This window comes from Xenorhabdus hominickii, assembly GCF_002632725.1.
GTDB classification, from domain to species: Bacteria; Pseudomonadota; Gammaproteobacteria; order Enterobacterales; family Enterobacteriaceae; genus Xenorhabdus; species Xenorhabdus hominickii.
On sequence record NZ_NJAI01000005.1, the window covers coordinates 42,065 to 57,425 of the forward strand.

The 15,361-nt window shown below is 44.6% G+C and carries 9 protein-coding genes and 1 pseudogene; 4 read left to right on the forward strand and 6 right to left on the reverse strand.

Annotated elements, in window-relative coordinates:
• Positions 1–2: 2 nt before the first annotated feature.
• From Xhom_RS15135 to Xhom_RS36735, 5 genes and pseudogenes are all read right to left on the reverse strand, one after another.
• Complete coding sequence (locus tag Xhom_RS15135; protein ID WP_069318192.1) at positions 3–4,970, reverse strand: type I polyketide synthase; 4,968 nt, start codon at positions 4,968–4,970, stop codon at positions 3–5.
• Between the two features lie 91 nt (positions 4,971–5,061).
• Positions 5,062–6,024, reverse strand: a complete 963-nt coding sequence (locus Xhom_RS15140; RefSeq protein WP_069318191.1) for a TauD/TfdA family dioxygenase — start codon at positions 6,022–6,024, stop codon at positions 5,062–5,064.
• Between the two features lie 25 nt (positions 6,025–6,049).
• Entirely contained in the window at positions 6,050–7,222 is a 1,173-nt protein-coding gene (locus Xhom_RS15145; RefSeq protein WP_232326182.1) for a pyridoxal phosphate-dependent aminotransferase, read from the reverse strand.
• A 122-nt stretch (positions 7,223–7,344) separates the two neighbouring features.
• Positions 7,345–8,526, reverse strand: coding sequence for an arginine 2,3-aminomutase (gene blsG / locus Xhom_RS15150; RefSeq protein WP_069318190.1), 1,182 nt, complete (start codon positions 8,524–8,526; stop codon positions 7,345–7,347).
• Between the two features lie 354 nt (positions 8,527–8,880).
• A pseudogene (locus tag Xhom_RS36735) lies at positions 8,881–9,317 on the reverse strand (IS1634 family transposase); the annotation flags it as partial.
• A gap of 306 nt (positions 9,318–9,623) precedes the next feature.
• On the opposite strand from Xhom_RS36735, the gene Xhom_RS15160 reads away from it, so the two are divergent.
• The 3 genes from Xhom_RS15160 (at position 9,624) to Xhom_RS15170 (ending at position 12,066) form a co-directional block, all read left to right on the forward strand.
• Positions 9,624–10,502, forward strand: a complete 879-nt coding sequence (locus Xhom_RS15160; protein ID WP_069318189.1) for a co-chaperone YbbN — start codon at positions 9,624–9,626, stop codon at positions 10,500–10,502.
• 170 nt (positions 10,503–10,672) lie between these two features.
• Entirely contained in the window at positions 10,673–11,602 is a 930-nt protein-coding gene (locus Xhom_RS15165) for an SPFH domain-containing protein (RefSeq protein WP_069318188.1), read from the forward strand.
• Between the two features lie 2 nt (positions 11,603–11,604).
• Positions 11,605–12,066, forward strand: coding sequence for an NfeD family protein (locus Xhom_RS15170; protein WP_069318187.1), 462 nt, complete (start codon positions 11,605–11,607; stop codon positions 12,064–12,066).
• On the opposite strand, the gene cueR is transcribed toward Xhom_RS15170, so the two are convergent.
• Positions 12,057–12,461 carry a Cu(I)-responsive transcriptional regulator gene (cueR, locus tag Xhom_RS15175; protein ID WP_069318186.1) on the reverse strand — a complete coding sequence of 135 codons (405 nt, stop codon included), beginning with the start codon at positions 12,459–12,461 and terminating at the stop codon, positions 12,057–12,059. The two genes, Xhom_RS15170 and cueR, sit on opposite strands and share 10 nt — an antisense overlap.
• A gap of 79 nt (positions 12,462–12,540) precedes the next feature.
• Between cueR and copA the strand changes: the two genes are divergently transcribed.
• The gene (gene copA / locus Xhom_RS15180; RefSeq protein ID WP_069318185.1) at positions 12,541–15,318 is read left to right on the forward strand and encodes a copper-exporting P-type ATPase CopA; all 2,778 of its coding nucleotides are present in this window, start codon (positions 12,541–12,543) and stop codon (positions 15,316–15,318) included.
• The last annotated feature ends 43 nt before the right edge of the window (positions 15,319–15,361 follow it).

Sequence of the window (15,361 nt, forward strand, 5' to 3'; positions counted from 1 at the left end):
CGTTACTTTCCCTTCATAAGTTCTAATTGGGCTTGGAAAATGGCGTTCATACAGTCAATTTGCTGCTGCATGATGAAGAAAGGTTCATGATCAATCAGATTGCCCTGTTCATATTCTTCAGGCTTTTCCTGTTGCCTTGCGCCATTCGCTAACGTGGCGGTGTATTCCGTAAACCAACACGTTTCTGTCAGTAGTTTTCTGGCCGGTAATAAGGTGGGATTGAACGTGAACGGTGAATACATTGTCAGCCATTCTCTCGGCGAGCCGGATAAATGGTCGCTGGCCAGTACCGCCAATAAATCGCAATAATTGAGTTGCTGGCTGTTCTGGGAGGGGCAATAAGCGGAGGCAAGGTGATGCGGTTGTTTCTCCATCAACCACGTGCCGAGCATACTTTTGGGACCAATCTCAATGATCTTCAGCCCGGCCATCGCCGTTAAGTTCTCCAGATTACGTCGGAACAGGACGCGGCCTAACATGTGCTGCTGCCAATATTCTGCTGTAGCGAAACACTCTGTTTCCGGTTGCCCCGTCAGATTCGACAAAATCGGCACTTCTGCCGCTTTAAGAGGAATATCAGCGAGGAACGCCCCAAATTCTTGAGCTGCATTGCTCATCATCGGAGAGTGGAATGCCCGGTTAGTATTGATAAAGCGGGCATGGAGGCCATGCTGTTCCAGTTGTTGCCGGAAGCGCTCAAGCACACAACGTATACCACTGATGATGGTATTGGTTTCACTGTTTTCTGCTGCAATCGCCAGCTCAGTTTGTTGTTCAATCTTTAGCTCGTTTTCAATCAGAGCACTAACTTGCTCCGCCGAGCCATTCACCATCATCATCGCACCGCGGGGATCGCTGGCTTCCATCAATTGAGCGCGTTTGATAATAATCCTCAGCCCTTCTTTCAAGGAAAATACATTGGCGATGCAGGCCGCCACATATTCACCAAGACTGTGACCAAGCAGAATATCAATACGCCCGATGGCGGGACGCAGACATTGATAGAGCGCATATTCGAAGGCAAACAAAATAACCTGAGCAAACTCGGTACGGTTGATCGTCTGTTCGTCTATCGGCTCAATCAAAAGTTGTTTGACCTCCACCTTGAGTTGCCCACTTTCATATGCTATCTCCGAACACAATTGATCAATCTGATCAATCCACTGGGCAAATTGCACATTATGACGATACAACTGTGCCGCCATCGCTACCGATTGAGTTCCCTGCCCAGCAAAAACTAATGCCATCGTTGTTTTATCAGTAGTTGTAGCAGCAATTGATGGACCATTTTCACTGGCGCGATAACCAATCACTTCTCCTCTGGCTATTGCGGATAACTGCTCAACCAATTGTTCAGCACTATTTACCCCCAATGTACAGACAACCGGCAATACGGTACGTTGAGCCAGTGCTTGGCAAAAGTGCCTAAGCACAAATTGCTTTTGTGTCACATGTTGTTGCACATATTGCTGCACACCGACCAATAATCGGCTGGCAATAACCTTTAGGTGTGCTTGATCGCATCCGCTCAACACGCAAGGTAATGTCTCGTTTTCTGGTTCTGTATCAGAAAGTCTTTTTTTACTTTGGCTTTTGATCACCACATGCGCCCCTGTTCCTCCCATGCCAAATGCACTGACGGCCAGACACGTTTTTTCAGGGGCGAGCGGTTGTGCGGTGGTCGGGATCGCCAGCTGCCTTTCCACCAAAGTGATCCGTGGATTCAACTCGCTGAATGCCGCCACTGGCGGCGCCATTCTGTGTTTATCAATCAGCAAAAGCTTGATCAACCCGGCAATACCGGCGGCAGCTTCGAGATGCCCGATGTTGGCTTTGATAGCGCCCAGATAACAGGGAGTCTGCGCTTTTTGGTCATGAAAACAGGCATGGATACCCGCCATTTCGATAGGATCGCCCAGATGAGTGCCAGTACCGTGAGTTTCGAAATAACCGATATCGCTCGCCTTCACATTTGCATTCGCCCAACACTGTTCCAGCAACTGTTGCTGTGCAAGCGGATCGGGGGCAGTGATGCCATTACTGCGGCCACCATGATAAATTTCAGAAGCCAGCAGGCTTGCTTTGACATCATTGTTGTCACGAATGGCAAGATCGTGACGTTTGAGGAGCACCACCCCTGCTCCTTCGCCCAGAACGGTTCCGTTCGCCTTGGCATCAAAAGGACGGCATATCCCATCATGGGATAACACGCTCAATTGCTGCATTTCCCTGAAATGAGCCATATCCAGTTGTAGATGTACACCCGCTACAATGGCGGTATCACATTCACCCCGTTCAATACTCAACCTAGCTTGATGCAATGCCACCAGCGATGATGAACACAAAGTATCGACCGTTAACGAAGGCCCTCTTAAATCCAAAAAATACGATAAGCGATTAGCGCATACACTGTTCTGATTGTTGATTGCGCTGCTCGGATATCCCTCTTCCCCTGTCTCCGTGAGATAATCCTGTAACAATTGCCGGTAACCATTCTGGCTGATGCCAACAAATACACCGGTTCGGCTTTCTTTCAAATCATTCAGGCTCAGGTTAGCCTGCTCAATAGCCTCCCATGTCACCATCAACAATAATCTGTGTTGGGGATCCATCAATCGGGCATCTTTGGGGTTAATTTGGAAGAAACTATGATTGAACTGACGAATATCGTCGCAAAATGCCCCTCTCAACTGAATGCCGTTAGCCTCAAACTCTGCTAATAGTGGCGCCATAAAAGGACGATCCTCAGGGCAGCGGCTGAACTGGTTTTTTCCTGCCAGCAGATTTTCCCACAACTGATCGCAATCTTCTGCGCCAGGAAAACGTCCGGCATAGCCGATAATCGCCACATCAGCATTATCTTGTTTAGGCGGCATGGATGTTGTGGCCTCAGTGCGTAGGTGACTTTCATCTATGGCTTGTACTGCTGATGTTTGTACTACCAGTCTTTGCCAAAGCTGATGAATTGACGAACCGGAGAACAACACAACTTCTGTGACAACGTGACCGATGGCCTGACTTAAACTGGCCGCCAATTGGATGATGGTCACTGAGTTATAACCCAGATCCAATAAAGAACGTTGTACATCATCCTCGGCCAGCTCTTGGCCTCGCACTTGGCCAATGATGTGAACAAATGTTTCCCAGTTAATCCGCTGTTTGGGCGCGGTATCTTCAGAAACAACGGACGAAACAATATGATTTTCCGTAATTTTCAGAAATGAATGACATGCCGGATTTAGATGGAAAGACTCGCTGGTATCATATAAGGCATCACGCACAACCTGATAATTTTCGCGTACAGTACGCTGGGACACTTTAAATGATGGTGTGACTTCACCTTTGGCAAGGGACAGTGAAGTTTCAGTGACCGCCACCGCAATCAATTTAAGCGAACTCTCCGCCACCTGATAGTTATGCTGTTGTACCACCTCAACAATATGCTCCTGCAAGCGTGATGAATGTTGTAGTGTGCAATTCTCACCAAATCGCTGGCGACAAAGCTCAGGATTAATAAACAATAAAGCAGTAGCATAGGGACGTTGTTCAATATCAATAATGACATGGTTGATAATATCGGTCTTCTCAAACAGACTTTGTTCAATGGCATCACTGGACACCTTTTCTCCATTAGACAGTTTTTTGACCGAATCCAACCGTCCCAGAAGCACAAGTTCTCCCTTGACCATCTTGCCGAGATCGCCTGTTCTGAACCACTCCTGTTTAAAGCAGCGACGATTAGCGGCTTCATCTGCATAATAGCCCAGCATCACATTCGGCCCTTTTGCCAAAATCTCCCCGCTATCTTCATCAATACAGAGAGTTACATTGGGTAAAGGGCGACCTACGCTGTTGTGCTCTTCACAGTCTGAACCTTTAAGTGTCAGGCATGGACTGGTTTCCGTCAGCCCCCAACCCTCAGCAACGTAGATACCACAATGATTAAAATAGCCTTCAATATCTGCGGGCAGTTTGGAAGCGGCAGAGAAGATCATCTGCAATGTCGGTGCCACTGCACGGTGAAAATCCTCTGAATGTTTCATTTTGTTGGCAACTACTGTCAGTATCTTTGGCACACTGAAAAATCGTGTCGGTTTTAACTGACTCAAATTGGTACACAGCCGGGCAATATCCATGCCCCGACTGTTATCAATATGTAACATTGCCTGACTGAAAATGGCCGTGTATTTTTCAAATAATCCACCAAAACTGTGGTGCCACGGCAGATAACTGAGAAAAGATTGCGGGCCATCGAAATGCCATAATGTTTGCAGAGCCTGTTGCTGTGAAAGAATATTGTTCTGACTGAGCAACACGCCTTTCGGTTTGCCACTGGAACCCGAAGTAAACATCAAACAAAATGCTTGTTCTGCCTGAGTGGCCTGCAAATCTGTAGTGAGTGCTCTGAGCAACGCCTCCCCGATAACTTCATGACTGACTGCTTTATCTGGACTAATCAGGTCGGTTTCGCTGTCAATGCTGGCAAAGTCAGTGAAAGTGCTGGAATGCTCCAATGTCATCACCTGCCACGAGGTATTCTGCGGCAGCGTCTGCGCGAGTGATGTCCTTTCAGTAATGACTAATGCGGGTTCTGCCAATGACAGGCAGTAAGTCATCATCTCCTCAGAATAATTTGCATATATAGGAGCATAAATAGCGCCTTTAAGCTGACAGGCAAATTCAATAGCCAGTAATTCCCAGCAATTATGCGAAATTGTCACCACCCGCTGACCACGAGTAACGTTCAATTCATGCAAGTAACGATAAATGCGCGCAACGCTGCACAGTAATTGGCGCCAGCTTAGCTGACGCCCAGATTGCAAGTCGTTAAACCGTATTGCGTCAACATCGCTGAGTGCTTTTTTCAGTAACGCCAAAATAAGTACATTATCAGTATCAAGTCCCTGAAGGCAGACCCGCCATTGCTCGACAAAACGATCTGCTCCTGCATTTTGCTTTTGTTTACGCATAACTCTTAAACCAAATAAAAAAGATCACTCAAATACATCACGATTTCAGGCAGCAAAAACTAACCTCTATACTTAAATTTAAGGTAAAAATTTAAGGCAATACGTTGATGCGGCCGGGTAACGACAAGTGTTTAAAATCCCGTAATCTTGTTAAAATTTGGGTACGCTTCAACCAGCGGTCAGTGCCGTCATATCTGGGTTGGTACGCTTTGCGGCCATGAGCACAGCGGTAATTATCAATAAAGGCAATTTCACCGGGGCTTAAGACCAGATCAAATACCGCCGCTTCAGCTAATGCTTCCAATTCAGCCACAGCCTCAAGTTCTTCGGTATCCAATGCATCTTTATCCATATACAGAGGGTCATAGCGCATATGAATATGATCGCCGCTGCCCGTCAGGATAGGGCAAACAGTGTAATTTTCATCTCGTTCTTCTTTTGACAAACAAGGGCGGTCGTTAAAAATACGGAATTTGTTTTTCTTGAGGATAGTGACGGTTTTTTCACTGAGTTTGGAAAAATCAGGTACTGACACGCTGGTCGGGATTCGGTAAATATTGCGAATACACATAAAACCAAGGTAATCCGCACGATAGTCCAGCGAGGTATCTTCAGTATGCAGTAATAGATCCACGGAGCCTGTCCCTAACTGCTTTCCGGCGTCTTTTTGGATTGGAAAGATCTCTTGCACCAGTTTTCCGTCTTGTAAATCAGAAAAACCGACTACGTCACCGCATAAGCTAGACATCAAACAACAGTAGTAGTCATAATTACTGTTCGTATTGTAAACATCCTTCCAATGGTTCGGTGTTGCCCCCATCACCTCGGACATATCGGGATATCCCTTTATTACAACTAATGGATAACCTTGATGGCGGAATTTTTTGACTTCGATACGTAATCGGTTTGGTAATGACTCTACCCACTCCGGCAAGCAGCGAATAAATGCTTGATCGTCAGTAGAATGATAACGTTCTTGTAAGCTCCCGATGAGTACCTGAATCTCATCAACTTCTGAGTTTGACAATTCAATGGAATATATCGATTGGTTCATTATTGTTAATCCTTATGGTCATCAATTACCGTAATACGTTTGCGATCCGTTCAAATCCCTGCTCAATAGCATCCATTGACGCAGCAAAAGAAATTCGTACATGTCCACGATAAAGACAAGCTTCTGCCGGGATCAGGGCTACCCCTGCATGAGTGAGCAGATATTCACAGAATTGAGTGGCATCACGACAACGGTCATTGAGGTATTTTTCAACATTGGGGAACAGGTAAAATGCGCCAGCAGGAAGCTCACACTCGAAAAGTTCACGGGTATATCGGTATGCCCGATCCCGTCGTTGTTTGAGTATCTCTAATCTTTCCTGATAAAAATCCTTGGGCATTTCAAGTGAGGCAATCGCACCATACTGGGCAAAAGTGCAGACATTATCGGTCATATGACCATGCAGGTCAGAGACTCTGTTGATTAATTCAGGGTGGGCTATCATGTAACCAATACGGTAACCCGTCATGGCAAAGCTTTTGGAAAATGTTTGCACCGTGATGATGTATTCATTGTCATCAATGGCAGCCAGGCTATGATGTTCACCATCAAATATAATTTGTTCATAGGCTTCATCAGATAACATGAAGATCTGTTTTTCTTTGACGATTTGGCACAGTGTTTGTAATGCGGATTTCGAGTAAACAGCTCCGGTCGGATTATTCGGCGTATTGATAATGATAAGTTTGGTATTGTCAGTAATAGCCTGTTTGATCTTTTCAACATCCAGATCAACACCGATATTTTCAATTAATACCGCTTTCCCTCCGGCTAATTTGACGGCTTCAAGGTATGTCGCCCAACAGGGCACTGGAATAATGACTTCATCGCCGGGATTAATGACTGTCTGTAATATTTCATAAATAACTTGTTTGGAGCCATTGGTCACAATGACATTTTCAGGCGTCGCTTTAATCCGGTTATCTTCAAATATTTTTTGGCAGATCTTCTCTCTTAATTCAGGTTCACCGTTGAGCCAGCTATAACGTGTCCTGCCATCTATCAATGCCCTAATGGTTTCATTAACAATAGTGGCGCCAGTACTGAAATCCAGCTCACCTTCATTCAACCCAATAATGTCACGGCCTTCACTTTTCAATTTGGCAACGATATCTGCCAGCCCTACCGTCACAGAGGCATTAATGTTCTTTGCCCTGTTAGCAATGCGGGATGAGAAAGGATTCTCTTGTATCATCATGAATATCCCTGTTAATTAATATAGCAATGCTTAATCGTTCGTTTTAAAAAGCTATCGTGTTAAAAATCGATAGTTATGGGAGCCGAAAGTTGTAAAGATCGACAGCCTAAAGATCGCTCTTTTTATAAATCGATCGTCTTAGAGGGAATAATTTCACTATTACGGTGTTCAGCGGAATAATTATTCAAATCTGAAGGCGGCTTGATATATTCAGTAATATCTAAAGAGTCCTGTTTATAATTCTTCGCCGTAACACGACCATCTTCATGAGTGATGACATGTGCCCGGTTAACAGACAATTTGCCTAATGTCGTCGTAACGACATACTGCGGTACACTAAAACCTGTCTCGAACCCTACCATCGCATCCATAATTTCCTGCCCTTTCTCCAGAGTGGTCATGAAGTGAGAGACACCAGATACGTTATCACAATGGTACAAATAATAAGGACGTACCCTGATTCTCAAGAGCGCCTTAAGTAGTGACCGCATCGTTTCTACATCATCGTTGATCCCTTTTAATAAAACGGACTGGTTTTGCACAGGGATACCATGCCGCAGTAATCGATCACAGGCAGCGGCTGCTTCTTCGGTCACTTCTTTAGGGTGATTAAAATGCGTGTTAACCCAGATAGGATGGTACTTTTCCAACATCTGACAGAACTTTTCTGTCACTCTCTGAGGGGCGAATACGGGATAACGGGTTCCGATCCGAATGATATTAATGTGGCTGATGCTTCTCAGTCTCTTAATAATCGCTTCAAGAAACTTGTCATAATGTATTAAGGGATCGCCTCCCGTCAGCAGAACATCATCAATTTCGGGATGGCTCTCGATATAAGCGAAGTCTTCTTCATAAGATGCGACAAGATCCGAACCAAAATAGGTGCCGCTGACATCCGTTGTGTGAAACTTTCGCGTACAATGGCGGCAATAGACAGGGCAGGTATCCGAAACCAGCAAAACAATTCTATTCGGATATTTATGCACCACTCTGGCTGTCTTGAGGTTTGCTGTATCTCCTACCGGATCATTATCAGAGTTTTCCGCTACGCTCATTTCTCTTAAATGAGGAATAGTTTGTAATCGAATTGGGCAATTCTCATCATGTTTGTCCATAAGCGAGGCATAATACGGGGTACTCTGCCACAGATATTTTCCTTTAACGGCTTCTATGGCTTTCCTTTCTCCGTCAGTTAACGCAACCCATTTTTCCAGCCCCTCAGATGTTTTAATTAAGTTACGTAACTGAAACTTGGGATCGTTCCACTCCTCATCACTGAACGATTCTTTACTTAAGAACATACCATCTTCCTCATATGCTTTTGGATTCTCTATTAAGTGTGAGTCATGCTTCAAACCACGACAGTAAAATTTAGAAACAGGCGTAATAAAATAGCTCTCGCATCGACAACCAGAGGGATAACTCACGGAAAAAATGTGGGTATATAATACTGAGTGTTTTGGTAACGTCTGGATAGCATTTATTAATAACAACAGGGGATAATATAAATAAACCCTGAAAAATTGCAGACTTTAAAATATATCTCCCCCTTAAAAATAAATAATACTTTTAAAAACAAATACCCCATTGAAAATAAATACGCTATTTAAAAGCAAATACCCTACATAAAAATAAACCATTATTCCGAACCCCATTCAGGAATAAATGGATTCATATAATTGCCCCAATATGTTCAGAAGATTATGTTGGTACGGCTGTAGCCCCATAACCATCCGGTGCTCTTGAAACTCGAAGGTGTTAATCTCTTCGAAGGTCAAAAATACCCAACCTGCCGTGGATGACTATGTCTCCTGCTTCTTCATCTCCGGGTAGAACGGCACTTTTTGTTTAAACCTAGGGAGGATTTTATGCTCTAACACTGCATACACCATTAATCAGCAAGTCATCACCATCAATAACGCTTCTATCCGTTCTGGCTTTTCCAAGAAAATCGAGGAAGTTAGGAATTCCGGGATTTTCAGGAACAGAAAGCCACGCTCAACCTTTTGTTGCGCCTCGTAATTTGCAAGCTTGCCAGCAGAGCTTCCACATCACGCGTTTCATCGTCCATTTCGTTGGTGACTAAAATGAATATGCAAACTTAAAATAGAGAAATACAAATTACGTTGGTTCATTCATGGCAGAAACCATAAATTTTATATAGTCTTTCGATCTCCTCTCTCTTCTCGCTAGTCCCTTCGCCAAACTCAGGAAAATCCCAACCTAAGACAACGTTATTCTGTTACATTATTGACTCATGCAATGAACGTGATGAGTCATAGACTTCCAGAAAAATAGCTCGATAAAACCGCACACAGGCAAAGCCAAATAAGAACCTAACATAAACTAAACTTACTTATTAATGTCATCGCCTTACAACGAACCAGAGGAAATGCTCATGGAATCAACAGTAAATACAAACGATAACAACGCCTATATCATTAATATTGATGAATCGAATATTGCTCAAATCGTTCAGCACTCACTTACTCAGCTCGTCGTATTCTACTTCTGGTCGCCACAGAACTTACATTGTCATGAACTGGAAACGACACTGAATACTATTGCTCACGAATATGCAGGGAAATTTATTCTGGCAAAAGTCAACTGTGACCAATTTCCTCATCTCGCCGCACAATTTGGTGTGCGTGGCTTACCTACTGTACTGTTTGTTGTAGAAGCCCGCCCGGTTCAAGGTTTTGAAGGTGTTCAAACTGACGAAACCATCCGAAAAATTTTCTCCGAACTCTTAGTCCAAGAAGAAAAGTCACCAATCGAACAGGTGAATGACCTGCTTTTAGCAGGCAATAATCAGGAAGCATTAATTGTGCTACAAGAGATTTATCAGAAAAATTCTCCAGATACGGATATTACATTACTGCTGGCTCAAGTTAACATTTCGCTCAATCACCTTGAAGAAGCGCAAAAACTACTGGATACCATCCCATTAGAAGAGCAAGACCAACGCTATCATGAATTACTTGAACACATCGAGTTTCAGAAAGAAGCCGCTGATTCACCTGAAATTAGACAACTTCAGCAGGATTTAGCCGCTCAACCAGAAAATGCAGAATTGGCAATTAACCTTGCCTCGAAATTACATGAAGTTGGTCGTGATGAAGAAGCTCTAGAATTGCTGTTTGGTTTTCTGAAAAAGGATCTTTCTGCAGCCGATGGCGCTGTGAAAAAAGCGATGCTGGATATTATTTCCGCACTGGGTTCCGGAGATGTACTAGCATCAAAATATCGTCGTCATGTATACTCCTTGCTCTATTAAGTAATATTATTTATATACCCAGTAAATTTCGAGTTGCATCAAGGCGGCAATTGAATGAATCCCCAGAAGCATAATTGACTTCGGTACTGGGGTGATTCAGTACAACCGGCAAAGAGACAACCTGAAAGGTAAAGGGTATACATTCCATAATGAGATAATAAGGAATTTTTATGGATATATTCTCTCTAAGTGCTGTACCGATCCTAATTATTGTTGCTGTTGTTATCGTCTTTACTTGTGTCAAAACTGTCCCTCAAGGCTATCAATGGACAGTCGAACGCTTTGGACGATATACCCGTACATTAACACCCGGTCTGCATCTCATTATGCCGTTTGTTGATCGTATTGGACGTAAAATCAATGTGATGGAACAGGTACTGGATATCCCATCTCAAGAAGTCATTTCACGTGATAACGCCAACGTAACCATTGATGCCGTCTGTTTTATTCAGGTTGTCGATCCCGTTCGGGCTGCTTATGAAGTCAGTAATCTGGAACTCTCCATCATTAACCTGACCATGACCAACTTCCGTACCGTGCTCGGCTCAATGGAGCTGGATGAGATGTTGTCTCAGCGCGATTCCATCAATAGCCGTCTGCTGACAATTGTTGATGAGGCCACCAACCCTTGGGGGGTCAAGATCACGCGTATCGAAATCCGTGATGTACGTCCACCGAAGGAGCTGATCTCTGCGATGAACGCCCAGATGAAGGCAGAACGTACCAAACGTGCAGATATTCTTGAAGCGGAAGGTATTCGTCAGGCCGCTATTCTGAAAGCGGAAGGAGAAAAACAGTCACAAATCCTGAAAGCAGAAGGTGAGCGTCAGTCAGCGTTCCTGCAAGCAGAAGCCCGTGAACGTGCCGCAGAAGCTGAAGCACGTGCAACTAAAATGGTTTCTGATGCTATTGCTGATGGTGATATGCAGGCAATTAACTACTTTATTGCCCAAAAATATACGGATGCCCTGACCAATATTGGCTCATCAAATAACAGTAAAGTCATTATGATGCCACTGGAAGCCAGCAATTTGATGGGAGCTATAGGTGGTATTGCTGAATTAATTGGCGAAAGCAAGAAAAGCAAACAGGATAAATAATCATGATTGAACAGATCGCCACTCAACCAGCCTGGTTCTGGCTCTGTTTTGGTGGCCTGCTTCTGATTGCAGAACTGCTGGGAACAGGCGGATATCTGCTGTGGACAGGAACAGCAGCCGTTGTTGTTGCCCTGATCACATGGGTTTTCCCTGGTATGGGCTGGGAACTACAAGGTATTCTGTTTGCTGTTTTGACCTTGTGTTCGGTTATTGCATGGCGTAGCTGGCTACGCTATCGCCCACGTCAGGCCAGTGATAAAGTTCTCAATCAGAAAAATCACCAATTGATTGGGCTTCATGCCCGCTTAATCACAGATACCGAAAACGGTTATGGACGAGTCAAACTGGCTGATGGCAGTTGGCGCATTCAATGCGACCAAGAATTGCCTGCTAATACAGAAGTCGAAATTATTGCTGTCGACGGGATCACGTTGAAGGTGAAAGCCATTTCCCATCAACCGTGATGCATACAGCCCCCCGATAAGTGCTCAATGATGGGGCAATCAGCCCCATCATCTCCCGGACATTCAGCCGCCAGTGCCAGCAATTTCTCTTTTATCTTCTGTAATTCTGCGATTGTTTTTTCTATTTCCATCGCTTTTTGCAACGTCGCCGTTTTTACATCTGCACTGTGACGTTCGGGATTGCGGAACAATCGCAATAAATCGCGGCATTCTTCCAGTGTAAATCCGACTTCTTTCGCCTGACGCAAAAGCATCAGCTCATCGATGTGTTTTTGCTGGTAATAACGATAGCCGTTATCCCCGCGCTCTGGTGCTGTAATCAGATCTTTTTCTTCATAAAACCGGATAGCTTTGCTGGTTAAACCGATCTTCTGGGCAATTTCACTAATATTCATAGTTTCCCCTTGACCTTCCCCTTGCAGGAAGGTTTAGCCTTAATGATAAGTATATCACTCTGTATCAGGAGATATTGTTATGTCTACAACCACCATTCTCGCACTTCAAGGCTTGACTTGTCTGCATTGTGTCGGCAGTGTCAAAAAAGCGCTGGAAAAAATACCCGGTGTTGAACAAACGAATGTCAGTCTGAATTATGCCAAAGTTATCGGTGATGTTTCATCTGATGTATTGATTGCGGTTATTATCTCCGCAGGTTACGAAGCCACCATCGCCACACAACCCGATACTGAATTGCGACTATCAGGTTTAAGCTGCATGAAATGTGCCGGTAAAACACAAAAAGCATTAGAAGCTGTGGAAGGGGTCATCGCTACCGAAGTCAATACCAAAACGGCAAAAATCTACGGTAAGGCAAATAATGGCGATTTAATTAATGCTGTCAAACAAGCCGGATATCATGCCGAATTAGCAACAGCCGAAAGCTTAACAACAGTGGAATACTGCCCAAAAACTGAGCCGCTGACAACATCTGTCCCACAAGCATTCGTCCCACAAAACCGGGAATCTTTGGCAGCGGCAACCTCTTCAACTCCAGTAAAAAATGCTCCGGTTGAACACAATCAGAATGCAGTCATTGAGGATGACAGTATTCAGCTCCTGCTGGATGGTATGAGCTGTGCCAGTTGTGTCAATAAGGTACAAAAAGCACTGCAATCCGTTGATGGTGTGAAACAAGCCAGAGTCAATCTCGCAGAAAGGAGTGCATTGGTCACTGGCAGCGCTTCACCAGAGGCCTTGGTTACAGCTGTCATCAAAGCTGGTTATGGTGCAGAAATCATTCAGGATGAAACAGAACGCCGTGAGCGCCAGTATCAAGTTGCACAAACCAATATGCGCCGTTTCTACTGGCAATCCGCCCTTGCTTTGATTTTTGGTATCCCCGTTATGGTTTGGGGAATGATGGGTGATAATATGATGCTCACACCGTCAAACCACACTATTTGGCTGACCATTGGTTGGTTAACCCTTGCTGTTATGGTCTTTGCTGGTGGGCATTTCTATCGCAATGCGTGGCATAGTCTGAAAAATGGCAGTGCAACAATGGACACATTAGTTGCTCTGGGAACTGGTGCAGCATGGATTTATTCGATGAGCGTCAATTTATGGCCGGATATTTTTCCCTCCCAAGCCCGTCATCTTTATTATGAAGCCAGTGCCATGATCATCGGTTTAATTAACCTCGGTCATGCGTTGGAACAGCGTGCTCGTCAGCGTTCTTCCAAAGCACTTGAGCGGCTGTTAGATTTAACACCACCAACCGCAAGAGTCATTACTCCTGAAGGTGAAAAAACACTACCTCTGGCCGATGTACAACCCAATATGACACTGCGCCTGACAACGGGAGACCGTGTCCCGGTCGATGGAGAAGTTACTCAGGGTACAGTCTGGCTGGATGAAGCCATGCTAACAGGTGAAGCGATTCCTCAACAAAAATCCATTGGCGATACCATTCATGCAGGCACAGTAGTTCAAGATGGGACGGTATTATTTAAAGCTGCCGCTGTTGGCAGCCAAACAACACTGGCACGCATCATAAAATTAGTACGTCAGGCTCAGAGCAGTAAACCTGAAATCGGTCAACTGACAGATAAAATATCATCCATCTTCGTACCTGTTGTCGTTGCCATCGCCTTGATTGCTGGTGCTATCTGGTATTTTGTCGGCCCTGCTCCACAAATTATGTACGCATTAGTTATCATTACGACAGTATTGATTATCGCCTGTCCCTGTGCACTTGGGTTGGCAACGCCCATGTCCATCATTTCTGGCGTAGGCCGAGCAGCAGAACTGGGTGTCTTAGTACGTGATGCTGATGCTCTGCAACAAGCCAGCCAATTGGATACCCTTGTCTTCGACAAAACCGGAACATTGACAGAAGGGTTACCGCAAGTCACCGAGATCCACACCTTTAATGGTTTCACTGAAGAACAAGTATTGAAATGGGCGGGGGCATTAGAAAAGGGTTCAAACCACCCTCTGGCAAAAGCCATTTTGACGAAAGCTAAGGGGCAACAATTACCGATAGTACAACAATTCCGCACTCTGGCGGGATTAGGCATACGGGGTGAGATCGGTGATACCACTCTGTTATTGGGTAATCAAAACTTGCTTGAGCAAAATGACATTGAGACCACAGAGTTGACACCATTAGTTACAGCACAAGCAGAAAAAGGTATCACTCCCGTCATATTATCGGCCAACGGGAAAATTGCAGCCCTATTTTCTATCCGTGATCCTTTGCGTCAAGATACCGTTTCTGCCCTGCAACGTTTGCATCATCAAGGCTATCGTTTGGTTATGTTAACGGGAGATAATCCTGTGACAGCGAATGCCATTGCTAAAGAAGCTGGAATTGATCAAGTGATTGCCGGTGTTTTACCTGATGGCAAAGCATCAGCTATTCAATCACTCCAATCAGCAGGACGGAAAGTCGCTATGATCGGTGATGGCATTAATGATGCCCCTGCATTGGCACAAGCCGATGTCGGTATTGCGATGGGCGGTGGCAGTGATATCGCTATTGAAACGGCATCCATTACGCTTATACGCAATAACTTGCACGGAATTGCTGATGCGGTTGAATTATCCAAAGGTACACTGCGCAATATGAAGCAAAACCTGTTTGGCGCATTTATTTACAATACTCTGGGCATCCCAATTGCAGCAGGTATCTTATATCCTTTCACCGGTACATTACTCAATCCTGTCGTTGCAGGCGCAGCAATGGCGTTATCTTCAATTACTGTTGTCAGTAACGCCAATAGGTTATTACGTTTCAAACCTAAATCCTGAAATAGAAAATAGCCCCTTCATTTTTCAAGTTGTAGCGCAGTTA

Coding starts and splice junctions, on each gene's coding strand:
- Xhom_RS15135 (WP_069318192.1), bottom strand. CDS start 4,970: ATGCGTAAACAAAAGCAAAATGCAGGAGCAGATCGTTTTGTCGAGCAA.
- Xhom_RS15140 (WP_069318191.1), bottom strand. CDS start 6,024: ATGAACCAATCGATATATTCCATTGAATTGTCAAACTCAGAAGTTGAT.
- Xhom_RS15145 (WP_232326182.1), bottom strand. CDS start 7,222: ATGATGATACAAGAGAATCCTTTCTCATCCCGCATTGCTAACAGGGCA.
- blsG (WP_069318190.1), bottom strand. CDS start 8,526: ATGTTCTTAAGTAAAGAATCGTTCAGTGATGAGGAGTGGAACGATCCC.
- Xhom_RS15160 (WP_069318189.1), top strand. CDS start 9,624: ATGGAATCAACAGTAAATACAAACGATAACAACGCCTATATCATTAAT.
- Xhom_RS15165 (WP_069318188.1), top strand. CDS start 10,673: ATGGATATATTCTCTCTAAGTGCTGTACCGATCCTAATTATTGTTGCT.
- Xhom_RS15170 (WP_069318187.1), top strand. CDS start 11,605: ATGATTGAACAGATCGCCACTCAACCAGCCTGGTTCTGGCTCTGTTTT.
- cueR (WP_069318186.1), bottom strand. CDS start 12,461: ATGAATATTAGTGAAATTGCCCAGAAGATCGGTTTAACCAGCAAAGCT.
- copA (WP_069318185.1), top strand. CDS start 12,541: ATGTCTACAACCACCATTCTCGCACTTCAAGGCTTGACTTGTCTGCAT.